Source organism: Klebsiella sp. KP20-425-1 (assembly GCF_025813515.1).
GTDB classification, from domain to species: Bacteria; Pseudomonadota; Gammaproteobacteria; order Enterobacterales; family Enterobacteriaceae; genus Klebsiella; species Klebsiella pneumoniae.
On the sequence record NZ_CP109614.1, the window covers coordinates 125,749 to 147,876 of the forward strand.

The following is a 22,128-nucleotide window of genomic DNA, read 5'->3' on the forward strand; positions in this document are numbered from 1 at the left end:
CACAGGTGAAGAAATGACTGGGCATGATACTGAATGTGGGTTCAGTCTGCCAATAGTTTGGTGATTAAAGCGCCATGTCGCTGCTTTTGGCGGCTCATGCGCAGACGTTCAGCGCGGATGATATTTTTCAGGTCGCTCAGGGCGGTGTCAAAATCATCGTTCACAATCAGGTAATCATATTCCGCGTAATGGCTCATTTCCGCAACGGCCTGGGCCATCCGTTTCGCGATCACCTCTTCGCTGTCCTGGCCGCGGCCGCGCAGGCGACGGTCCAGTTCATCTTTTGACGGCGGCAGAATAAAAATACTGCGCGCGCCGGGCATGCTTTTACGGATCTGCTGCGCGCCTTGCCAGTCGATATCGAGGAAGACATCGACGCCGGTCGCCAGCACCTGCTCGATCGCTTTACGCGACGTGCCGTAATAGTTGCCAAAGACCTCTGCATGTTCCAGAAACGCGTTTTCGCCAATCATCGAGCGGAATTCGTCGTGATTCACGAAGAAATAGTGTTCGCCGTGCACTTCACCCGGACGCGGCGCCCGCGTGGTATGGGAGACCGATACCTGGGTGTCATACAACGGTTGGGTTTTTAATAAAGCCTGAATCAGGCTGGATTTACCCGCGCCGCTAGGGGCGGAAACAATATAAAGCGTGCCTTGAGCCATGAGTGTCTTTTGTATGTGGTTATCGAAAGAGGTCCTACATACGAGCCTATTATACACGTAGCCGCGGCGTGACGCAGTCATTGTCACACTTTTTGCCGCTGTTTCTTTCATTTTGCCTGCCGTTTTCCTGAATTCGCCAGCCGTTGCTGCAAAGAGGCGTAAATCCTGGAAGGCGCTTCGCAAGGCGAAAAAGCTTCCGTCGCGGCTCGCGGCATTCTGCAGCAGACTCTCCGCCAGGTGATGGAGGAGGGGACTGCAATGCGTAAAGGAGGGTGGTGGCTGGCGTTAGGGATGTTCTCTGCCAGCGCGCTGGCGACGTGTCCGGACTGGCCGCCGGCCAGAGGAAGGCAGGAGACATCACGCCTTCATCAGCAAATTGTCGCCTGGAAAGAGGCTTACTGGCGGCAGGGCGCCAGCGGAGTGAGCGATGACGTTTACGACCAGCTCACCCTGCGCCTGGCGCAGTGGCGACAATGCTTTCCGGGCGCGACGCCTGAGGATGACGATCTGCCTCCGCCCACCGGCGATGCGCGTCATCCGGTGGCCCATACCGGCGTGCGCAAGCTGGCGGATGAGGACAGCGTTGCCCGCTGGATGAAAAATAAATCCGACCTGTGGATACAGCCTAAAGTGGACGGCGTGGCGGTGACTCTCGTTTATCGCCAGGGGCGTCTGGTTCAGGCCATTAGCCGCGGCGATGGTCTACGCGGTGAGGCATGGACCGCCCGAGCGCGGCAGATCCCGGCGCTGGCGAAAGTGATGACCGGTGAACTGGCCGACAGCGTACTGCAGGGGGAACTGTTTCTGCGCCGGGACGGCCATGTCCAGCAGCAGGCCGGGGGGATGAATGCGCGGGCGAAAGTCGCCGGGTTGATGATGCGAGCCGACGCGGCGGCGGCGCTCAGCCAACTGGACGTCTTTATCTGGGCCTGGCCAGACGGTCCGTCCGATATGCGCCGTCGTCAGCAGCTGCTGGCGCAGGCGGGGTTTAAGTACAGCGGACAATATACCCATCCGGTGTCGCGCATCGAGCAGGTGGCGCAGTGGCGCCAGCGCTGGTATCGCTCGCCGCAGCCCTTCGTCAGCGACGGTGTGATTGTGCGCGAAGGACGCGAGCCGCCGGGACGAGTCTGGTCGCCCGGAAAGGGCGAGTGGCTGGCAGCCTGGAAATATCCTCCGGCATCGCGGGTGATGCAGGTACGGGCGATCCGTTTCAGTACCGGCCGCAGCGGCAGACTCAACGTGGTGGCCGAGCTTGAGCCCCAGCGGCTGGATGATAAACGCGTGCAGCGGGTTAACGTTGGCTCTGTGTCCCGCTGGCAGATGCTGGATATTGGGGTTGGCGATCAGCTGCAGATCAGTCTGGCAGGGCAGGGTATTCCTCGGGTCGACGCCGTCGTCTGGCGGACGGCCGAGCGCCATAAACCGACGCCGCCGCCGGCGAAATTTAATGCGCTAACCTGCTATTTCGCCACCCCTGAGTGCAGCGAACAGTTTCTTTCCAGGCTGATCTGGTTGTCATCAAAGTCCGCCCTGAATGTCGATGGCGTGGGGGAAAATTTATGGCGCGTCATTCAGCAGCAAAACCCGATGACGCATATCTTTTCCTGGCTGGCGCTTACCGTTGAGCAGCTGCAGGCGGTGCCAGGGATTTCCGCCGCCCGCGGGCAGCACCTCTGGCATCAGTTTGATCTTGTTCGCAAACGACCTTTTATCCGCTGGGTGCTGGCGATGGGGATCCCGGTGCCGCAGGGGGCGCTGGCGCAGCTCGAAAGCGAGAACTGGCATCTGCTGGCGGCAAAAAGTGAAGCGCAATGGCGCACGCTGCCGGGCGTGGGGGAGATCAGAGCCCGCCAGCTGGTGGCTTTCCTGCACCATCCGGACGTGGTGGCGCTGGCGCAATGGCTTAGCGGGCAGCGCATCCCCGGATTTTAAGGCGGTTAGTGGGCGTCATGGGTGTAGTGGAAGACCGGTAGCCCCAGTTTCCAGCGCAGCGCCAGCATGCGGGCGGTAAAGCCGAACAGCAGTGTAGCCAGCACCACCACATCGTGGCTGCTGACGTAATGTTGCAGAGCAATATAGAGTACGGCTGCGGCAAAGGAGATCCCGGCATACAGCTCTTTCTGGAAGACCAGCGGAATGCGTTTGCAGAACATATCGCGCAGTACGCCGCCGAAGACACCGGTGATCACGGCGGCAATAGAGGCGATAACCGGGCCTTCGCCCATGTCCAGGGCGATCTGCGCGCCGATGATGGAAAACACGATCAGCCCCAGCGCGTCCAGCACCAGAAACAGCCGACGAAGGTGCGGCATCACCGGAGCGGCAATGGTCGTGAGGACGGCGGCGACGGCGACAATGATGACATATTCGGGATGCTTCACCCAACCAAGAGGATAGTGCCCCAGCAGGATATCGCGAACGGAACCCCCGCCCAGCGCGGTCGCAGTGGCGATAATGATGACGCCAAACGTATCCATCCGCCGGCGCCCGGCAGCCAGTGCGCCGGTCATGGCTTCCGCGGTGATACCGATTAAATACAGAACATGAAGCAGCATAGATCCCCCCAGGTAATGGCGGGCAGGTTAACGATTTGTGCGCAGGATCACGATTGAGATTTTCTAAAGCGAATCATTTACGCCAGGAAAAATTAATGGGAATAGTATCTGTGATGGCTTGATTTAAAGGTTGATTGATTTTTTAGGGATTTTTATTGATTAGAAAAAGTAATGCTAAGTGAAGCGATGGGTATCACTATCGAAAAGACTATGATTACGCAATGTTTAAGTCTCGTCCTTTATTCTTTTATTTTTCCTTTTCAAGGCCTGAGAAAATGAGCGTCGCCGCCGGGAATAAAAATCATCTGATCCGCCTGATAGCCGTGGTATTAACCGGGATTCTGGCCGGTCTGTCCGGCATGGTTTTGGCACTAATTTTACACGCGATTCAGCACCTGGCTTTTGGTTACAGTTATGGGCAGATCGTCGGTTCGGTGTCATTTTTACAGGGCGTCACGGAGTCGTCCTGGCCACGCCGCATCGTGGCAATCGTGGCCGGCGGCGCCGTCGCCGGATTTGGCTGGTGGCTGCTTGGTCGCTATGGGCAGAGGCGGGTTTCCATTGCGGCGGCGGTGGCCAACCCCTGCGTACCCATGCCCGCGGGCACCACGACGATCCACGCGCTGCTGCAGATCGTCACCGTAGCGCTGGGCTCCCCGCTTGGCCGCGAGGTGGCGCCCCGGGAAATGGGCGCGCTGGGGGCGGGGATGGTGGCGCGTAAGCTGCGCCTGCTGGAAGATGAAACCCGCACGCTGATTGCATGTGGGGCGGGCGCAGGTCTGGCGGCGGTCTATAACGTCCCGCTGGCCGGGGCGTTGTTCAGCCTTGAGGTCATGCTGCTGTCGTTTAGCTGGGAAAAAACGCTGGCGGCGATAATGACCTCGGCGATTGCCGCCTGGACGGCCACTCTGGGGTTAGGGGATGAATCGCAATACCATTTTGTTTCCAGCGCACTTCCGCACACCTTTCTCTGGTGGGCGATTCTGGCGGGCCCGATTCTTGGCACCGGCGCCTGGCTCTTTCGCAAAGCGACCAGCGCGGCGCGTTCACGCGCGCGAAGTAACTGGCAGATGCCGGTGTTCTGTCTGCTGGGGTTTTCTCTTCTTGCCATCCTGAGTCTTTATTTCCCCGAGCTTCCGGGCAATGGCAAGGGTCCAATGCAGCTGGCGCTCAGCGACGGGCTGCCTCTCTCCATGGTCGCTGTCCTGTTAGTATTGAAGATGGTGGTGATTCTGGCGGTGCTGCGCGGCGGCGCGGAGGGTGGATTGTTAACCCCAGGGCTGGCGGTGGGCGGATTGGTCAGCCTGCTGCTCTGCGCGCTCTGGCAGCTCGGCTTCCCTGGCGGTGATAAAAGCAGCTTCGCTGTGGTGGGGGCGGCCGCGTTTCTCGCCGCCTCCATGCAGATGCCGCTGACCGCGGTGGCGCTGGTGATGGAGTTTACCCACATGGATCACAGCTATCTGGCTCCGGCGCTGCTGTGCGCGGCAGGGGCGTTTTTAACCTGCCGGGTGCTGGATAAAAAATAGGCTTACCGAGCCGCGGTGAAAGTCCGGGAGGGGCCCGTTGATCCTGAAAGTAAAATCAGCCGCGTTTTTCCCTGATGGTTGCCTCATGGTTAATAAGCCATATTTTTCGTGCAATGCCGCCGCCGTAACCGGTCATCGAACCATCTTTGCCGATAATTCGATGGCACGGGATGATAATCGCGACGCGGTTAGCGCCGTTTGCAGCAGCCACCGCGCGCGTGGCCGTTGGTTTACCTATCTCCATCGCAATCGATTGATAATGCGTCGTCTCACCGAAGCTAACGTGCTGTAAACGGCGCCAGACCGCTCGCTGGAATTCGCTGCCTGGGGTATCAAGCGCCACCTCGAACGATTGACGCTGTCCGGCGAAATACTCCGTTATTTCCTGTTGCGCCTGCCTGGTGTGGGCATTTTCACCTGCGATGATGCTGGCGTTGAACCGCCGCTGCAGGTCGCTGAATTCTGACTCCAGCGCTCGTCTGTCGACAAACTCCAGCAGACAAATTCCCCGTTGCGTTGCACAAACAAACATTGGCCCTAACGGGGTGGTAAAACGATGAATTAAAACAACCTGGCGTTGCGCGCTGGGTGCGAAACCGGTCAATTTTTTGCAGGTATAGCCGAAGCCGCTTAAGGACTCGTAACCGCTATCGAAAGCGACATCGGTAGTTGAGCGGCCTGCTTTTAATTCCTGAAGCGCCATATTCAAACGCTGCATCCGTTGAAAAGCCTGAAAGGTGATCCCGTGGTTTTGCAGGAACCAGCGGCGAACGCGTTCCGGGCTAATATCGTGCTGACGTAGCTCGCTATCGCTGAGGCGGACCTTTGGAGCTTCTCGCAGCAGGCGGAGCGCTTGTTCAACAAAGGCGGGGGCCGTCCGGGCATTCTCCGTCGGGCGACAGACTTTGCATGGCCGGAAGCCGGCATCCAGCGCGGATTTAAAGTCATTATAAAATTCGACGTTTTCCCGCCGGGGTTTTCGCGCCCGACAGACCGAGATACAAAATACGCCGGTGGTTTTCACGCCGACGAAAAAAACGCCGGTGAATTCCACCGCGCGTTCAAGCAGCGCCTGATACCAGATATCGCACTGCATGCTGTCGGTAATTTTCATGGTCAAAAAACACCTGAGAAAGAGTGTTGGGTTTGCACCTGACATAATAAGTCTTTCAGTCTGGCCTGCGTCGCAGCATAAATAAAATTGCCCATCGAAATTCGTTTTACGCCCAGTGTCGATAAGGTGCTGAAGTCAGCCAGCTCAGGCATACACATTACGTTTAAGGGTAAAGGCACGTGGTGAACGATGGCGGTAATATCCTCCGCGCGGGTGACGCAAGGCACAAAAAAACCGCATGCGCCGTGTTTGGCGTAGAGTTGACCGCGATAGAGCGTTTGAACCAGCGCATCTTGTACGTTGAGAAGAAAGGTATCGGTGCGGACATTAACAAACAGACCGGGACAGGCGCGGGTGATTTCCTGCAGTTTGACGGCAAAGCGCTCCGCATCGTCAAGACGACGCGTACTATCCACCACATGACTATCCTCGAGATTTATTCCACTCACGCCGAGATGCGCCAGACGCCGGATATTGTCAATGATGTGGCTGGTTGTCGCGCTGTAGCCCGCCTCTAAATCGACGCTTAACGGCAGTTCGCTAACGGTTTTGATGCGTGAGACGACATAAAACAGCTCGTCAAAACTCATCTCTTCGCCATCTTCATACCCTAACATTGCGGCGATAGCAGCGCTGGAGGATCCCAGCGCCTGATAACCAGCCTGCTGAGCAGCCTGAGCGCTGCTGGCATCCCAGACATTGGCAAGCAACAAAGGTTGGTTTTGCTGGTGAAGCGCATTAAAGTCCATTCTTTTCTCTCGCGGTAGTGTTTTCCTGACTGTGCCGCGTTGTGCTTATTTGCCACAACCGAAAACTGGACGACTATTTTTTATAAGTAGATTCTTATCATTCGCCCGTGAGAGAGATAAATAAAAAGGCCATGATTTATCATGGCCCTGGATACCGAAATACATTAACAAACGAGAAAGCGTTACTCGATATTCTGGATTTGCTCGCGCATTTGCTCGATGAGTACCTTCAGCTCAATCGCGGAGTTGGTCACCTCGGCGTTAATCGATTTTGACGCCAGGGTGTTCGATTCACGGTTGAACTCCTGCATCATAAAGTCGAGACGGCGACCCACAGCTTCTTTCTTCTTCAGAATGTTATAGGTCTCTTTAACGTGCGCTTCGAGACGGTCCAGTTCTTCGGCAACGTCGATACGCTGCGCCATCAGCACCAGCTCTTGCTCAAGGCGGTTATTTTCCAGCTGCACTTCCGCATCTTCCAGCTTGGCGACCAGACGCTCGCGCTGCCACTGGAGAATTTCCGGCATATGAGCGCGAACTTTCGCCACTTCGCCGCTCACGCCTTCAAGCCGCTGCTCGATAAGCGCTTTCAGGGCCTGGCCTTCCGTTTCGCGGGCGACGATGAAGTCGTCCAGCGCGCCGTCAAGAGCGGCCAGAATGTCGGCGGCGATGGCGTCGAGATCCTGCTCTTTGGCGGCCATCACGCCCGGCCAGCGCAGGATATCAACCGGGTTGATTTCCCCTTCATCGCTCTGCATTTTCACCCAGTTGGCAGCGTTTACCAGCTGTTTAGCCAGCTTTTCGTTGAGGATGAGTTCACCCTGAGCGCTGGGATCTTGTTCAAAACGCAAGGTGCATTCGACTTTACCGCGAGTCAGGCGGGCGCGAATGCGCTCGCGTACCACGGGCTCCAGACTACGGAACTGCTCCGGCAGGCGGAAGTACGTTTCCAGATAGCGCTGGTTTACCGAGCGCAGCTCCCATGCGGCGCTACCCCAGTCACCCTTGATTTCACGGCGGGCATAGGCGGTCATACTGCGGATCATAGGCGTTCCTGTTTTCGTAATAATGAATGCAAGGATTATAGCCGTGCGGGCGGTGACTTAACAGGAATAGTGATGAAATACTTCAAGGACGATTGTTTTAAGGGATATCGCCGCAAAGTTATTTTCGCCAGGGGCTGTAGGTGGGGTTATATATTATGGGAATCCGTAGTTAATATTTTCTGATATTAGATGCGGGCATGGAATTCGGATGCCTTTGTACAAATGCATATACCGCCAGAAAAGCTATTCTGTGAGTTTTAGGAAGTATAACCACCAGAAATGAGATAGGGTATTACCTTTAAGCATTATGTATGTTTTTTTTGCATTGATTACTATAAATTTATTAAAACTTTGGTGATTGTATTTATGGTGAGAATACTGTTGTATTAATTATATCTAATTGTTTTGTTTTGGCCTTTTTAAGTTTTATGCGGTATTGTCCGACTGAAAGAACGCTAGTATAGTCGTTTAAGATGAGTTTTATAAAAAGGATTTTAATATGGACGCTATCTTTGACAGAGTCGTAAGGGAATTTTTTCCAAATACAACCATACCTTTTTGGAAAAAATGGCTGTTCAGGACGGCATTTGGCAATAAGGTATTTTCTCGCTTAATATATAACGAGCGACTCGTTAATAAAAATGGGGTCGAGTGGGTTAATGCAGTTGTTGAACTCCTTGAGTTGAAATGTGAAAGCGAACACCACCAACTTAACAACATACCTGGGCATGGGGCTACGGTTGTTATTTCAAATCATCCGACGGTTATCGATGGACTTAGCTTAATACATACGGTCTCCCGAGTCAGGAGTGATATAAAAATAATAGCTAATCACGTTTTGCCAATTATATTCCCCCAGGTATCGGAACTTACCATTGGAATTGAGAATATGGCCGGTAAGATGAGCCATAAAAAATTCCGCGAGATGAACGATCACCTGCGAAAAGGAGGCGTATTGATTATATGTCCTGCGGGTAAGCTGGCTAACTGGTCTCTTTCCGGGTTACAGGAGCATAAGTGGCACCCCGGTTTTTTACAGCTTGCTATGAGAAATAATGCAGCATTGGTACCAATTCATATTACGGGAGCAAACAGTAAGATTTATTATCTTACTGCAACATTCTGGCGGCAACTGTCGAACATGATGGTTATTCGTGAAGCTCTCCGCCATCATGGCAAGACCATGAAAATCAATATAGGACAGCAAATAGCCTTATCCTCGTTTAAAGAATACAATAAAGATCTTTCTGCCGCGGCAAATGTATGTTTGACGCACCTCCAGAGTATAGCGAAGAATGGCCCGGCTATGTTAGATACGATTGCGCCGCAAGAATTAGAACCAGGTAAAAAGGAGCTAATTAGCGCAATAGAGGAGTGCGAAATATTAAGGCAGTTTGAAGACGGTAGAAAACTAGTGATATATCGCTGTAATACTAACCGAACCTCACCTATTATTGATGAGTTAGGGCGCTTACGAGAACGCTGTTATCGCGATATTGGTGCCGGAACTGGTAACGACCGAGATAACGATGTTTTTGATGAAAGTTATTATCATATCATTTTGTGGGATCCTTCTGATGTGGAAATCCTGGGAGCATATCGTGTTATGCCCGTTGGCGAGCAGCTGGCCCAACATGGTGTAACAGGCCTCTATAGCAACAGCTTGTTTAAATACCATGATAATGCCTATTCCTGTTTAGAGAAGTGTGTGGAAATTGGCCGCGGCTTTATTCAGAAACCTTATCAAAAAAGTAAGGTGCTTGATTATTTATGGCAAGGGATATTTGACTTTATAAAAAGATATCCGGACTATAAATACTTGCTGGGTGTGCTGACCATTCCTGGAACTTTTCCTGAAAAAGTACAGAAACTCATCATCAGTTTCTATAATATATACTTTTCCTCGACAGCTGATTTTTGTTCGCCGATAGCATTGTTCACTGCCGAAAATGTACAGGATGATACTCCATTTTGTGGCGAAGATTTTAGAGCAGACTGGAGCATGCTCAATCACCTGCTGAGAGAAGAAGGTTATGAACTTCCCTGGCCTTTTAAACAGAGTGCTAAATGGTTCTCCCCGGGCGGATCGTCGATTCTTGCATTCACAAAAGATGATTCTTTTAATTCGATAGCTGGGTTAAATCTGAGCTCTATAGATAAATTGAATGAAAGCTACGTTAAGCATTATTTAAAAGATTAAACTGACGATGGCTGTACGGTCCTGGAGCGAGCGTGCCTTAATCCAGACCGTAATGATAAGGGAAATGATATACGTATGGATGCGTTTTAATGCGAAAGCCAATAAATATATTTATTATATTGATATCGGTGCTGATACTCACCGGATGTGATAACAAATCAGATAACATGTTATCCGGTTATTCACATGGAGAATTTGTATACCTTTCATATTCTGGTAATGAAAAAATAGAACGGATCTTGATCAATAAAGGAGATAACGTCGCCGCAGGACAGGAGTTAGTGAAGATTGAGTCCTTCGATGCGCAAAATATTTTCCTGCGCGCTGAGGAAAAACTATCAGCAGAGAGCGCTCTATTACGAAATCTGGAATCTGGAGAACGGCCTGAAGAGCTGGATATTATACGTTCGCAGATTAAAAAAGCACAATCGGCAGAATCCCAGGTAAAGCGGCAGCTTGGGCGATATCGTAATCTTTACGCCAATCATGCCATATCGCTTGCGGAATGGGAGGATATCCGGGATGAATTAACTCAAAAAGGCGCACAGGTTGAAGAGTTAATTAATCAACTCAAAGCACGGCAACTCCCTGCCCGGCAGGATGAGATTAGCAAGCAGCGCTCAATGGTGGCCGCGGCAAAACTCGAACGGGATAAGGCGCTGTGGGATGTCCAGCAAACGACGATTGTTTCTCCGGTCAATGCTAAAGTCTTCGATATTATTTATCGTGCCGGGGAGCGCCCTTCTGCTGGTAAACCAATAATCAGTCTGTTACCTCCTGAGAATATAAAAGTACGCTTCTTTATACCCGAAGCGAAGCTCGGTAAATTTAAAATCGGATCTAAGGTAAAACTTATATGCGATGGTTGCGCTGAGCCCATTGCTGGCGTTATTAACTATATCAGCCCTGAGGCCGAGTTTACGCCTCCAGTTATTTATAGTACGAAACGTCGTGAGAAGCTCATTTTTATGGCGGAGGCTATCCCTGCGCTGCAGCAGGCAGGGCGGATGAAAATCGGCCAACCGTTTGATGTGGAGATTATTGGCGATGAATAATCTTTGTATTGATGTAAAAAATCTCAATAAACATTTTGGCGAGCATCACGTCGTAAAGGATTTCTCTTTACAGGTGGCAAAAGGCGAGATCTATGGTTTTCTCGGTCCGAACGGTAGCGGAAAAACGACATCGATTCGAATGATGTGTGGTTTGATTACGCCGGATTCCGGTGAAGGTACTTGTCTGGGTATGGATATCTTTACGCAGCGGGAAAAGATAAAGAAAAAGATAGGCTACATGACCCAATATTTCTCAATGTGGGGAAATTTAACTATTCGGGAAAACTTACTTTTTATTGCGCGATTATATAGCCTCGATCAGCGTAGAGATCGGGTTGAACGTGCGCTTTCTGAGTTAGGCCTCACTGCCCGACAGCACCAGCTGGCTAAGGAGCTTTCTGGGGGCTGGAAGCAAAGAATGGCCCTCGCCGCCTGTATGTTGCATGAACCTGTTTTGCTATTTCTGGATGAGCCGACTGCTGGCGTGGATCCCAAGGCGCGGCGAGAGTTCTGGCAAATGCTGCACCAGCTCTCTGACCGGGGGATCTCGATACTGGTGAGCACGCATTATATGGATGAGGCTGAGCGCTGCCATAAGGTTGCCTATCTATCTTATGGTCGGCTGCTGGCGAATGGCACTATTGCGTCGATTATCGCCTCCCAGAATTTGATCACCATGCGAACCAGCGGCGCCGGTCTGACGCTGCTTGAAAGCCAGCTACAGCGCTTGCCGGATATTGAGCAAACGGTCATTTTTGGCAATCAGCTTTATATTACATCCAGAGATGAAGCGAAGTTAAAATCCGCGCTTTTTGCATTTACGCAACAGGGTTATGAGTTCTGTAAGGTGGATACCAATCTGGAAGATGCATTTACCTACTTGATGAAAAATAATTGTGAAAAAAATTAATTTTAGCTTCTCCGTTACGCGGTGGATTGGCGTGGTTATTAAGGAAATTCACGAGCTACGCCGTGATAAAGTCAGCATCAGTATGGTGCTCCTGACACCTCTTTTTCAGCTGATCATTCTTGGCTATGCCATCAATATGGATCCGCATAATCTTCCGACCGCCTTACTAAATTATGATACCGAACGCATGAGTCAAATCTTTGTGACGGAAGCGCAAAATACCGGGTATTTTTCGATGATTCCTGTCGATTCAGAAGAGGCGGCGCAGAAAGCCTTTGTGCGGGGGGATGTCACTTTTATCGTGACGATCCCTGAGGGGTTTACGCGCAAGTTACTGCGTGGAGAAAAGCCACAACTATTAATTCAGGGGGATGCCATCGATCCGATCACCACGGGGAATGCGCTCAGCGCCCTTGTGCAGGTGGCGAAGTCGATGTTTCAGCACGATTTGCCGGGCGACATGCGTGTGGTGCAAAAAGAGGATGATTTCGAGCTTATCATTCATCGCATGTTTAACCCTGAGGGGATAACCCAGTTTAATACTATTCCCGGTATTATGGGGTCGATACTCAGTACAACGTTAATCCTGATGACCGCCCTGTCAATTACCCGCGAGCGAGAAAACGGGGCGTTAGAAAATTTACTGGTCTCTCCGTTGTCCGGGCTTGAGGTTATTATTGGGAAAATAACGCCTTTTGTTATCATTGGTCTGTTTCAGGCGACGTTAATCCTGATTGCCGCCGTTTTGTTGTTCGATATCCCCCTTCACGGTAGCGTCTTCCTACTATTTTTTGTGCTGTTAATTTATGTCTTTCTTTGTCTGTCGATTGGTATCGGTATTTCTGGCTTAGCACAAAACCAGCTGCAGGCGCTGCAAATGTCCTCTTTTTACTTTATCCCTTCCATTATGCTGTCCGGCTTTATTAGCCCCTTTATTAGTATGCCTGACTGGGCGAAAGCCATTGGATCCTGTTTACCGCTGACCTACTTCATCCGCCTGGTTAAGGGCATTATGCTGAAAGGCTATTCAGCAACGGCATTGTTGCCTGACCTCTTGCCGCTGATAGGCCTGGCGGTGATTGTCATTGGCGTGGGGTTGAAATCTTATCGTAAAACGCTGGACTGACATTATCGGCGCGTCCGGCTGGAGTGGGCATAGGCTTTTTGCCATGAAATTCGTATAATGCGCCCTCACATTCGTTTCAAGCCGGAGATTTCTATCATGCGTCCAGCAGGCCGTAGCGCTAATCAGGTGCGTCCCGTCACCCTGACCCGTAATTACACAAAACACGCTGAAGGCTCCGTGCTGGTCGAATTCGGTGATACCAAAGTGCTGTGCACTGCCTCTATTGACGAAGGCGTTCCGCGTTTCCTGAAAGGCCAGGGCCAGGGCTGGATCACCGCTGAATACGGCATGCTGCCGCGTTCTACGCACACGCGTAACGCGCGTGAAGCGGCAAAAGGCAAGCAGGGCGGCCGGACGATGGAAATTCAGCGCCTGATTGCCCGTGCGCTGCGCGCAGCGGTTGACCTGAAAGCGCTGGGCGAATTCACGATTACTCTCGACTGCGATGTACTGCAGGCCGACGGCGGCACCCGCACTGCCTCCATTACCGGTGCCTGCGTGGCGCTGGCCGATGCGCTGAATAAGCTGGTCGCCGCCGGCAAGCTGAAAACCAATCCGATGAAAGGGATGGTGGCCGCGGTCTCCGTCGGTATCGTAAATGGCGAAGCCATCTGCGATCTGGAGTACATCGAAGACTCCGCCGCGGAGACCGACATGAACGTGGTGATGACCGAAGATGGCCGTATTATTGAGGTGCAGGGCACTGCGGAAGGTGAGCCGTTTACCCATGAAGAACTCCTCACTCTCCTGGCGTTAGCCCGAGGGGGGATCGAGTCCATTATCACGACGCAGAAGGCGGCGTTAGAAAATTAATGATTAAGGCGACTGAGAAGTCGCCTTTTTTTTGCGCTTTATCCTTCATCACACCTGCGAAGGGGAGCGCGCAGTCTGACAATGATGAAAAGTACCAAAGGAGCGAATCCATGAAGCCGTATCAGCGCCAGTTTATTGAGTTTGCGCTTAGCAAGCAGGTTCTTAAGTTTGGCGAATTCACGCTGAAATCCGGGCGCAAGAGCCCCTATTTCTTCAACGCCGGCCTGTTTAACACCGGGCGCGATCTGGCTCTGCTGGGCCGTTTTTATGCCGAGACGCTGGTGGATTCCGGAATTGAGTTTGACCTGCTGTTTGGCCCGGCCTACAAAGGAATCCCAATCGCCACCACCACCGCGGTGGCGTTAGCCGAGCATCATGACCGCGATCTGCCTTACTGCTTTAACCGCAAAGAGGCAAAAACCCATGGCGAAGGCGGCAATCTGGTCGGTAGCCCGCTGCAGGGCCGGGTAATGCTGGTGGATGACGTGATCACCGCCGGTACGGCGATTCGCGAATCCATGGAGATTATCCAGGCCCAGGGCGCGCAGCTGGCGGGCGTTCTGATCTCCCTGGATCGTCAGGAACGCGGCCGCGGCGAGATCTCCGCCATTCAGGAAGTGGAGCGGGATTACGGCTGCCAGGTTATCTCAATCATCACTCTGAAAGAGCTGATCGCTTACCTGGAAGAAAAGCCGGAGATGGCGGAACACCTGGCGTCAGTTCGCGCCTATCGTGAAGCCTACGGCGTCTAAGACATAAGCCCGGTAAGCGTCACGCTACCGGGCATCTCAGAAGAAGATTACTGCAGCTGTGCGGCGACCAGCGGCCAGCGGGCGTCGAAATCATCCGTCGGACGATATTTGAACTCGCTGCGCACAAAGCGCGACAGCATGCCCTCGCAGAAAGCCAGCAGCTGGCTGGCCAGCAGGGTTTCGTCGAGGGTGTAGCCTTCGCCTTCGCGCATTTTTTTCTCGCGCATCACCTGGCGTAGCTGCGCTTCGATGCGCTCAAAAAGCTGGTTGATGCGACCCTGAAGCCGGTCCTGTTCGAACATCAGCGCGTGCCCGGTGAGGATACGCGTCAGCCCAGGATTACGCTCGCCAAAGCCAAGAATCAACAGAACGATCAGGCGCAGGCGCGCGGTGGTGTCCTTTTCATCTTTCAAAATCAAATTGATGCGCGTAATCAGACTGTCTTCAATGAACTCGATCAGGCTGTCAAACATGCGGGTTTTGCTGGGAAAATGGCGATACAGTGCGGCTTCAGAGACGCCGACGGAAGCCGCCAGTTTCGCGGTGGTAATACGCTGACTACCATCGCTGGATTCCAGCATCAGCGCCAGAGATTGAAGTATTTCTTCGCGACGATTCCGTTTCGCAGTTTGCTTTTCTGCCATGTTTTAAAATACCCCTGAAAATAAGCACTTGTCAGGCAGACATCCACAACGCGACCGCAAACCAGGGCTTGCGGTAATGTTATTGCGTTATGCGCGTTGGGATGCAGATTCCGTGTTGCTGGGCTTATTTACGCCCTGAGTGACCGAAGCCGCCTTCGCCGCGGTCGGTGGCATCGAAGGATTCCACCAGGTTAAATTCCGCCTGAACGACCGGCACAAAGACCATCTGTGCGATACGTTCGCCCGGCTCGATAATAAAGCTCTGCTGACCGCGGTTCCAGACGGACACCATCAGCTGCCCCTGGTAATCGGAGTCGATAAGGCCCACCAGGTTGCCCAGGACTACGCCATGCTTATGACCCAGGCCGGAGCGCGGCAGGATCACCGCCGCCAGAGAGGGATCGGCGATATGAATCGCAAGGCCGGTCGGCAACAGCGTGGTTGCGCCCGGCGCCAGCTCTACGGCGTCGTCGAGACAGGCTCGCAGGTCAAGTCCGGCGGAGCCGGAGGTGGCATAGGTCGGCAGCGGAAATTGCTGGCCGACACGCGGGTCCAGAATCTTAACGTCGATTTTTTTCATCATAACGGGTCACGATCTCGTCGAGTAATAATTGGCCCAGGAGTTCCTTGCGCTCAAGTGGTAAGCGCTTTTCCCCATCCTGCCAGAAAAGGTGTAGTGCGTTGCTGTCGCTGTTAAATCCCTGATTAGGCTGGGAAACATCGTTGGCGCAAATCAGGTCGAGGTTCTTGCGGGCACGTTTTTGCCGCGCATATTCTTCCACATTATTCGTTTCGGCGGCAAACCCAACGACGTAGGGACGATGTGATTTTAGCGCCGCGACCCCGGCCACTATATCCGGGTTTTTAACCATTTTTATTGTTAATTCATCACCTTGTTTTTTTATTTTATCTTCGGCGATGACGGCGGCGCGGTAATCCGCTACCGCGGCGCAGCCAATAAAAATGTGCTGCTGCTGGGCGCCAGCCTGGACGGCCGCTTCCATCTCCAGCGCGGTAGTGACATCAATGCGCTGCACAAACGGCGGGGTCGGTAGCGATACCGGCCCGCTGATCAAGGTCACGTTCGCGCCCCGCTGCGCTGCGGCGGCGGCAATCGCGAAGCCCATCTTGCCAGAGCTGTGGTTGGTGATATAACGCACCGGATCCAATGGCTCACGGGTCGGGCCCGCGGTAATCATGAGGTTGAGATGTTGCAAATCTTTGACAGGGGAGGCGAAATGCTGCGCGGCCATGTCTACGATAGTTAACGGATCGAGCATTCTCCCCGGGCCGACGTCGCCGCAGGCCTGGCTACCGCTGTCTGGTCCCCATAGCAGCAGCCCGCGGGTAGCGAGCGTCTGCAGATTATGCTGGGTGGCCTGCGCGCGATACATCTGCTGGTTCATGGCGGGCACCACGGCAACCGGGGATGGAGTGGCAAGACAGATCGTCGACACCAGATCGTTGGCCATGCCGGCCGCCACGCGAGCGATTAAATCGGCGGTCGCTGGGGCGAGGATCACCAGGTCGGCCCATTTACCGAGCTCAATATGGCCCATTGCCGCTTCCGCCGCCGGATCGAGCAGGCTGTCGGAAACCGGATAGCCGGATACCGCCTGCAGGCTGAGTGGGGTGATGAACGCTTTTGCCGCCTCCGTCATCGCGACACGCACTTCCGCGCCGCGTTCACGCAGCCGGCGCACCAGTTCCGGGGTTTTATACGCCGCGATGCCGCCGCTGACGCCCAGGACGATTTTTTTACCCGCCAGAGTCATCATGATGTCTTCCTGTTGCCGTAGACCAGAATCCGCGCATCTTATCACAATCCTGCCGCCGTCGTGCCTCTGCCGGGCATTCACTTTGCGAGCGGCTACGCAGGGTGAAAATCGGCGGGTCGGCAGCGCCGTCAGGCTGTGCCAGGATAGGCTGATTCACCCAGGAGGGCGCATGGACGGAATGGAAAATCTGATGCCACGGGAGAAGATGCTGCAATACGGCATCGAAACGCTAACGGATGTTGAGCTGCTGGCGCTGTTTCTGCGCGTCGGCACGCGTCGTCAGGATGTGCTCAGCTATGCCCAGGCGTTACTGCAGCGTTTTGGCTCACTCTACGCTCTGCTTTCCGCTGATAAAGCGCAACTGATTGCTGTAGACGGACTGGGGCTGGCGAAATATGCCCAACTGAAGGGCATTGCCGAGCTGGCGCGACGCTATTTTAGCTCGCAGCTGGTCGAGGAGGCCGCGCTGGTCACCCCCTCGATGACGCGCGAGTTTTTACAAAGCCAGCTGACGGAAGAGGAGCGCGAGATCTTTATGGTGATCTTTTTAGATAATCAGAACCGGGTGTTGAAACATAGTCGTCTTTTTTCTGGTACTCTTAGCCACGTTGAGGTGCATCCGCGAGAAATTGTACGCGAAGCCATCAAAGTGAACGCCGCCGCCGTGATCCTTGCGCATAATCATCCCTCCGGTAGCCCGGAGCCAAGTCAGGCCGACAGACTGATTACCGAAAGGGTGATAAAATGTTGTAGATTCATGGAGATACGCGTGCTTGACCATCTGGTTATCGGCCGCGGTGCGTATGTATCTTTTGCCGAACGTGGCTGGATTTAGCCCCGAACTGGCGATCCTTCGGGATCTTTGTCTGTTCGGGACTTGAGCACATCGCCGAGTCAGCGTATACTACGCCACCTTTGAGAATCTCGGGTTTGGCATTTGGGCCTGGCAGTCGAGAGTTCACATTGAACTGCGATGACCAGGCTGTAAAGCCTGACGAGGCGCCAATACCCCATACGAAGCTCGAGCTAATTTGATTTTTGGAGAATAGACATGTCCCGAGTCTGCCAAGTTACTGGCAAGCGTCCGGTGACCGGTAACAACCGTTCCCACGCACTGAACGCGACTAAACGCCGTTTCCTGCCGAACCTGCACTCTCACCGTTTCTGGGTTGAGAGCGAGAAGCGTTTTGTCACCCTGCGCGTATCTGCTAAAGGTATGCGTGTAATCGATAAGAAAGGCATCGATACAGTTCTGGCTGAACTGCGTGCCCGTGGCGAAAAGTACTAAGTACTTAGAGGAAATAAATCATGGCTAAAGGTATTCGTGAGAAAATCAAGCTGGTTTCTTCCGCTGGTACTGGTCACTTCTACACCACCACGAAGAACAAACGTACCAAACCGGAAAAAATGGAACTGAAAAAGTACGATCCGGTTGTACGTCAGCACGTTATCTACAAAGAAGCTAAAATCAAATAATTTTAGCCTCCTTGTATAAAAACCCCGCTTCGGCGGGGTTTTTTGTTTTTAAAACTCCCCATATTGCTTTCACATACTCCCTTTTCAGTCACCTGTCCGTGAAGCACAATACGTCGGGTAAACGGAGGAAAATCATGCCTGAATTACCAGAGGTTGAAACCAGCCGTCGCGGCATCGAGCCGCACCTGGTTGGCGCAACCATTCTGCACGCCGTCGTGCGCAACGGACGGCTGCGCTGGCCGGTTTCCGAAGAGATTTATCGCCTGAGCGACGTTCCGGTTCTCAGCGTGCGTCGCCGCGCCAAATACCTGCTTCTGGAGCTGCCGGACGGCTGGATCATCGTCCATCTTGGGATGTCGGGGAGCCTGCGCATCCTGAGCGAAGAGCTGCCTGCTGAAAAACACGATCACGTTGACCTGGTCATGAGTAACGGCAAAGTGCTGCGCTACACCGATCCACGCCGCTTTGGCGCCTGGTTGTGGACCAGAACGCTGGAAGGCCATCCGGTACTGGCCCATCTTGGCCCGGAGCCGCTCAGCGACGCGTTCAACGCCGACTATCTCCAGCAAAAATGCGCGAAGAAGAAAACCGCGATCAAACCCTGGCTGATGGATAACAAGCTGGTGGTGGGCGTGGGGAATATCTACGCCAGTGAATCGCTGTTCTCCGCCGGGATCCATCCTGACCGGCTGGCGTCCTCGCTGTCGCGGGAAGAGTGTGAGCAGCTGGTGAAGGTGATTAAGCTGGTCCTGCTGCGTTCGATAGAGCAGGGCGGCACCACGTTAAAGGATTTCCTGCAAAGCGATGGCAAGCCGGGCTACTTCGCCCAGGAGCTACAGGTCTATGGCCGCAAGGGCGAACCCTGCCGGATCTGCGGCACGCCGGTCGTCGGGACCAAACATGCCCAGCGGGCGACCTTTTATTGCCGTCAGTGCCAGAAGTAGTCTCAGGAACAGGAATGTTTGTCGGCCAGGTCAGCGGGCCTTCGGGTGCGCATCTGGTGGGCCGGGGGCGTTTGTAGGCCAGGTCAGCGTAGCGCCATCTGGCACAAAGACCGGGACAGAGCCGGTGTGAATGGCCCAGCGGCGTAGTGCTGCGCCAGCCGACGTGGCTCATGTCCCGGCAGATGCGTTACTTCAGCTTATTCAACAGCGCCTGATGCACATTAGCTGGCAGAAAGTGAGAAACGTCGCCCTGGTGGCGCGCCACTTCCTTCACCAGTGAGGAAGAGATAAACGACCACTCTTTGCACGGCATCAGAAACACGCTCTCAAGGGTGGGCATCAGGTGGCGGTTCATATGGGCCAGCTGCATCTCATACTCGAAATCCGCCACCGCCCGCAGGCCGCGGATCAGGATATTGGCCTGCTGCGCGCGCGCGAAATTGGCCATCAAATCACTGAAGCCGATAACCTCCACGTTCACCAGGTGGGCCGTCGCCTGCTCTGCCAGCGCAATGCGCTCATCAAGGCTGAACATCGGCTTTTTACTCGGGCTGGCGGCGATAGCCAGCACCACTTTATCGAACATACTTGCCGCGCGGGTGACAATATCGATATGACCGTTGGTGATGGGGTCGAAGGTACCCGGATAGATCGCTTTTGTGCTCATGATGACTCTTTCTCCGAGTAGCCGTGGCTCAGCGCCCACAGCTCGGTATATTTCGTAAACGTATACTGCGCGTTGACCATCGCCAGTAACCATCCCTGTTTACCGTCCAGCACCCCACCGCGCAATAGCAACGTCTTGAGGAACGCGCCCAGCGTATGGCTGAAAATCCCTGCCATCGAGGTCTTCTTGCCCTTCTGGTGACGCTCAAGCGCCCACGCGGCGGCATACGCCAGCTGTTTTTGCTGGAAGCCAGCGAAGTCGCGGCAGGTCAGGTGCAGGAGATCGCCGGTCAGCGGAATAACCTCGGCGCCCAGGCTATCCAGCGATTCATGGACCAGATTATCGTTATAGCGGTAACGGGCGCGTTCGTACAGGCGCAGGACGCGATCGGGATACCAACCGCTGTGGCGCATAAAGCGTCCGAGAAAATAGTTACGGCGGGCGATGCTGTAGATGGCGCCGCGCTGGGGGGCGTCCAGTACCTTAAGAATAGCCTGCCTGAGTTCTGGCGTGACGCGCTCATCGGTATCGATCATCAACACCCAGTCGCCGGTGGCGTAATCCTGCGCGCGCTGGCGCTGAATGCCATAGCCTCGCCAGTCGGTATGGGTATAGACCTGGGCGCCGAGGCGGCGGGCCAGCTCAACGGTGTTGTCGGTGCTGCCGGAGTCGAGGACGATAATTTCATCCGCCCAGCTAACGGAGCCCAGACAATCCGGCAGCAGGTCGGCGGCGTTTTTAGCGATCATCACCACGGAAAGCCGGTTCGACATTAATGACTCCGCTGCGGCAGGTAAGGTTGCAGTAACTGTAGCAGACGCGACAGCGCGCCCTGGTTCTGGTGCAGCACTTCCACCGCGTGACGGCCATACCACAGACGGTAATCTTCATCGGTCAGGAGCGTGGACACCTCCCTGACCAGCGAATCGGCATCGGTAACGGTGATCAGGCCATCGTCCTGCTGCAGCTTGGCGCAGATATCTTTGAAGTTGAAGGTATGCGGACCCATCAGCACCGGAATGGCGTGCGCCGCCGGCTCTAGCGGGTTATGGCCGCCGCGCTCCACCAGGCTGCCGCCGACGAAGGCGAGGTCGGCAATGCCGTAGAGCAGCATCAGCTCGCCCATGGTATCGCCAATGACTACCTGGGTACTGGAGGAGGGGATCTCGCCGGTGCTGCGCAGAGTAAAGCTCATCCCAGCCTTTTGTACCATCTCACGGGCGTCAGGGAAGCGCTCCGGATGGCGGGGAACAAGGATCAGCAGCAGGTTCGGGAAAGTCTCCAGCAGTTTTTTATGCGCCTGGAGGATGATTTGTTCTTCACCGTCGTGGGTGCTGGTGGCAATCCAGACCTTGCGGTGCGGTGCCCATTGCCGACGCAGCGTCACCGCCCGGGCCGCCAGCTCTGGCGTGACGGAGATATCGAATTTCAGGCTGCCGGTGACCGCCAGCTGGTTGCGCTTCAGCCCCAGAGAGAGGAAGCGGTTACCATCTTCTTCATTCTGCGCGGCGATAAGCGTAATGCGGCTCAACAGGCGGCGCATAAAGCCGCCCAGTTTGGCATAGCCTTTAGCGGAACGTTCGGACAGGCGCGCGTTGGCGATCACCAGCGGGATCTTACGCTTATGCAGCGCGGCCACCATATTCGGCCACAGCTCGGTCTCCATAACGATCACCAGCTTCGGCTGAACGGTGTTCAGGAAGCGGTTCATGGCGCCGGGCAGATCGTAGGGCAGATAGACGTGATGAACATCTTTGCCAAACGCCGACATGGCGCGCTCGGAGCCGGTCGGCGTCATGGTGGTGACGGTGATCGGCAGAGAAGGGTAGCGGTGGCGCAGGGCGCGGACCAGCGGAATGGCGGCTAAGGTCTCGCCGACGGAAACGGAGTGCAGCAGAATGCCATCCGGCTCTACCTTGTTCTGACAGAAGCCATAGCGTTCCGCCCAGCGTTTGCGATAGGCAGGAGCCTTACGACTGCGCAGCAGCAGCCGCAGCCACACCAGCGGCTGAATAAGGTAAAGTAGGGTGGTATAAAGCAATTCCAAACTATTTATCCGTTCTCTGTTTTGGCGGGCAAATTCTAAGCATTTAGCCCGCGTAAAG

The 22,128-nt window shown here is 54.2% G+C and carries 24 protein-coding genes; 12 read left to right on the forward strand and 12 right to left on the reverse strand.

The window, feature by feature from the left end; genetic code table 11:
* Window positions 1-41 precede the first annotated feature (41 nt).
* Entirely contained in the window at window positions 42-665 is a 624-nt protein-coding gene (gmk, locus tag OHJ17_RS00610; protein ID WP_002922664.1) for a guanylate kinase, read from the reverse strand.
* Between the two features lie 258 nt (window positions 666-923).
* Here gmk and ligB point away from each other — a divergent pair, with 258 nt between their 5' ends.
* On the forward strand, window positions 924-2,600 hold the full coding sequence (gene ligB / locus OHJ17_RS00615) for an NAD-dependent DNA ligase LigB (protein ID WP_021313902.1): 1,677 nt from the start codon (window positions 924-926) through the stop codon (window positions 2,598-2,600).
* Between the two features lie 5 nt (window positions 2,601-2,605).
* On the opposite strand, the gene OHJ17_RS00620 is transcribed toward ligB, so the two are convergent.
* On the reverse strand, window positions 2,606-3,223 hold the full coding sequence (locus OHJ17_RS00620; protein WP_002922654.1) for a trimeric intracellular cation channel family protein: 618 nt from the start codon (window positions 3,221-3,223) through the stop codon (window positions 2,606-2,608).
* 275 nt (window positions 3,224-3,498) lie between these two features.
* Between OHJ17_RS00620 and OHJ17_RS00625 the strand changes: the two genes are divergently transcribed.
* On the forward strand, window positions 3,499-4,749 hold the full coding sequence (locus OHJ17_RS00625; protein ID WP_009308789.1) for a chloride channel protein: 1,251 nt from the start codon (window positions 3,499-3,501) through the stop codon (window positions 4,747-4,749).
* A 55-nt stretch (window positions 4,750-4,804) separates the two neighbouring features.
* On the opposite strand, the gene OHJ17_RS00630 is transcribed toward OHJ17_RS00625, so the two are convergent.
* From OHJ17_RS00630 to OHJ17_RS00640, 3 genes are all read right to left on the reverse strand, one after another.
* Complete coding sequence (locus OHJ17_RS00630; protein WP_004151500.1) at window positions 4,805-5,863, reverse strand: bifunctional transcriptional activator/DNA repair enzyme AdaA; 1,059 nt, start codon at window positions 5,861-5,863, stop codon at window positions 4,805-4,807.
* A 2-nt stretch (window positions 5,864-5,865) separates the two neighbouring features.
* Window positions 5,866-6,612, reverse strand: coding sequence for an isocitrate lyase/PEP mutase family protein (locus OHJ17_RS00635; RefSeq protein WP_032433692.1), 747 nt, complete (start codon window positions 6,610-6,612; stop codon window positions 5,866-5,868).
* Between the two features lie 182 nt (window positions 6,613-6,794).
* Window positions 6,795-7,658, reverse strand: a complete 864-nt coding sequence (locus OHJ17_RS00640; protein WP_002922636.1) for a YicC/YloC family endoribonuclease — start codon at window positions 7,656-7,658, stop codon at window positions 6,795-6,797.
* A gap of 499 nt (window positions 7,659-8,157) precedes the next feature.
* Between OHJ17_RS00640 and OHJ17_RS00645 the strand changes: the two genes are divergently transcribed.
* Window positions 8,158-9,858: a lysophospholipid acyltransferase family protein gene (locus OHJ17_RS00645; RefSeq protein WP_032433691.1), complete on the forward strand. Its 1,701-nt coding sequence runs from the start codon at window positions 8,158-8,160 to the stop codon at window positions 9,856-9,858.
* A gap of 37 nt (window positions 9,859-9,895) precedes the next feature.
* Here the strand turns inward: OHJ17_RS00645 and OHJ17_RS00650 are convergent, their stop codons facing one another.
* Window positions 9,896-10,027, reverse strand: coding sequence for a hypothetical protein (locus tag OHJ17_RS00650; RefSeq protein ID WP_050486007.1), 132 nt, complete (start codon window positions 10,025-10,027; stop codon window positions 9,896-9,898).
* Here OHJ17_RS00650 and OHJ17_RS00655 point away from each other — a divergent pair.
* From OHJ17_RS00655 to pyrE, 5 genes are all read left to right on the forward strand, one after another.
* Window positions 9,987-10,913 (forward strand): HlyD family secretion protein, encoded by a 927-nt coding sequence (locus OHJ17_RS00655; RefSeq protein WP_269465353.1) that lies wholly within the window; start codon window positions 9,987-9,989, stop codon window positions 10,911-10,913. The two genes, OHJ17_RS00650 and OHJ17_RS00655, sit on opposite strands and share 41 nt — an antisense overlap.
* Window positions 10,906-11,823: an ABC transporter ATP-binding protein gene (locus OHJ17_RS00660; protein ID WP_004173902.1), complete on the forward strand. Its 918-nt coding sequence runs from the start codon at window positions 10,906-10,908 to the stop codon at window positions 11,821-11,823. Before OHJ17_RS00655 ends, OHJ17_RS00660 begins: the two co-directional genes overlap by 8 nt.
* Entirely contained in the window at window positions 11,810-12,949 is a 1,140-nt protein-coding gene (locus tag OHJ17_RS00665) for an ABC transporter permease (protein WP_002922603.1), read from the forward strand. The genes OHJ17_RS00660 and OHJ17_RS00665 overlap by 14 nt, the downstream gene beginning before the upstream one ends.
* 96 nt (window positions 12,950-13,045) lie before the next feature.
* Window positions 13,046-13,762, forward strand: coding sequence for a ribonuclease PH (gene rph / locus OHJ17_RS00670; protein ID WP_002922602.1), 717 nt, complete (start codon window positions 13,046-13,048; stop codon window positions 13,760-13,762).
* A 110-nt stretch (window positions 13,763-13,872) separates the two neighbouring features.
* Window positions 13,873-14,514, forward strand: coding sequence for an orotate phosphoribosyltransferase (gene pyrE / locus OHJ17_RS00675; protein ID WP_032433690.1), 642 nt, complete (start codon window positions 13,873-13,875; stop codon window positions 14,512-14,514).
* 47 nt (window positions 14,515-14,561) lie between these two features.
* Here the strand turns inward: pyrE and slmA are convergent, their stop codons facing one another.
* From slmA to coaBC, 3 genes are all read right to left on the reverse strand, one after another.
* Entirely contained in the window at window positions 14,562-15,158 is a 597-nt protein-coding gene (slmA, locus tag OHJ17_RS00680; protein WP_002922598.1) for a nucleoid occlusion factor SlmA, read from the reverse strand.
* A gap of 124 nt (window positions 15,159-15,282) precedes the next feature.
* Window positions 15,283-15,741, reverse strand: a complete 459-nt coding sequence (gene dut, locus OHJ17_RS00685) for a dUTP diphosphatase (protein WP_004145270.1) — start codon at window positions 15,739-15,741, stop codon at window positions 15,283-15,285.
* A complete protein-coding gene (gene coaBC / locus OHJ17_RS00690; protein ID WP_004188117.1) occupies window positions 15,719-16,933 on the reverse strand; it encodes a bifunctional phosphopantothenoylcysteine decarboxylase/phosphopantothenate--cysteine ligase CoaBC in 1,215 nt (404 codons plus the stop codon). The genes dut and coaBC overlap by 23 nt, the downstream gene beginning before the upstream one ends.
* Before the next feature lie 172 nt (window positions 16,934-17,105).
* Between coaBC and radC the strand changes: the two genes are divergently transcribed.
* The 4 genes from radC to mutM all read left to right on the forward strand — a co-directional run bounded on the left by radC (window position 17,106) and on the right by mutM (window position 19,356).
* The gene (radC, locus tag OHJ17_RS00695) at window positions 17,106-17,771 is read left to right on the forward strand and encodes a RadC family protein (protein WP_002922589.1); all 666 of its coding nucleotides are present in this window, start codon (window positions 17,106-17,108) and stop codon (window positions 17,769-17,771) included.
* 216 nt (window positions 17,772-17,987) lie between these two features.
* Window positions 17,988-18,224, forward strand: coding sequence for a 50S ribosomal protein L28 (gene rpmB, locus OHJ17_RS00700; protein WP_000091955.1), 237 nt, complete (start codon window positions 17,988-17,990; stop codon window positions 18,222-18,224).
* Window positions 18,225-18,244: 20 nt separating this feature from the next.
* Window positions 18,245-18,412 carry a 50S ribosomal protein L33 gene (gene rpmG, locus OHJ17_RS00705; RefSeq protein WP_002922510.1) on the forward strand — a complete coding sequence of 56 codons (168 nt, stop codon included), beginning with the start codon at window positions 18,245-18,247 and terminating at the stop codon, window positions 18,410-18,412.
* A gap of 134 nt (window positions 18,413-18,546) precedes the next feature.
* Window positions 18,547-19,356 carry a bifunctional DNA-formamidopyrimidine glycosylase/DNA-(apurinic or apyrimidinic site) lyase gene (mutM, locus tag OHJ17_RS00710; RefSeq protein ID WP_004173907.1) on the forward strand — a complete coding sequence of 270 codons (810 nt, stop codon included), beginning with the start codon at window positions 18,547-18,549 and terminating at the stop codon, window positions 19,354-19,356.
* Window positions 19,357-19,543: 187 nt separating this feature from the next.
* Here mutM and coaD read toward each other — a convergent pair whose 3' ends face one another.
* The 3 genes from coaD to waaA are packed head-to-tail and all read right to left on the reverse strand — an operon-like array spanning window position 19,544 to window position 22,070.
* Window positions 19,544-20,023, reverse strand: a complete 480-nt coding sequence (gene coaD, locus OHJ17_RS00715; protein WP_002922501.1) for a pantetheine-phosphate adenylyltransferase — start codon at window positions 20,021-20,023, stop codon at window positions 19,544-19,546.
* Window positions 20,020-20,796 carry a glycosyltransferase family 2 protein gene (locus tag OHJ17_RS00720; protein ID WP_004145264.1) on the reverse strand — a complete coding sequence of 259 codons (777 nt, stop codon included), beginning with the start codon at window positions 20,794-20,796 and terminating at the stop codon, window positions 20,020-20,022. The genes coaD and OHJ17_RS00720 overlap by 4 nt, the downstream gene beginning before the upstream one ends.
* Window positions 20,796-22,070 (reverse strand): lipid IV(A) 3-deoxy-D-manno-octulosonic acid transferase, encoded by a 1,275-nt coding sequence (gene waaA, locus OHJ17_RS00725; protein ID WP_004145263.1) that lies wholly within the window; start codon window positions 22,068-22,070, stop codon window positions 20,796-20,798. Before waaA ends, OHJ17_RS00720 begins: the two co-directional genes overlap by 1 nt.
* Window positions 22,071-22,128: the final 58 nt, after the last annotated feature.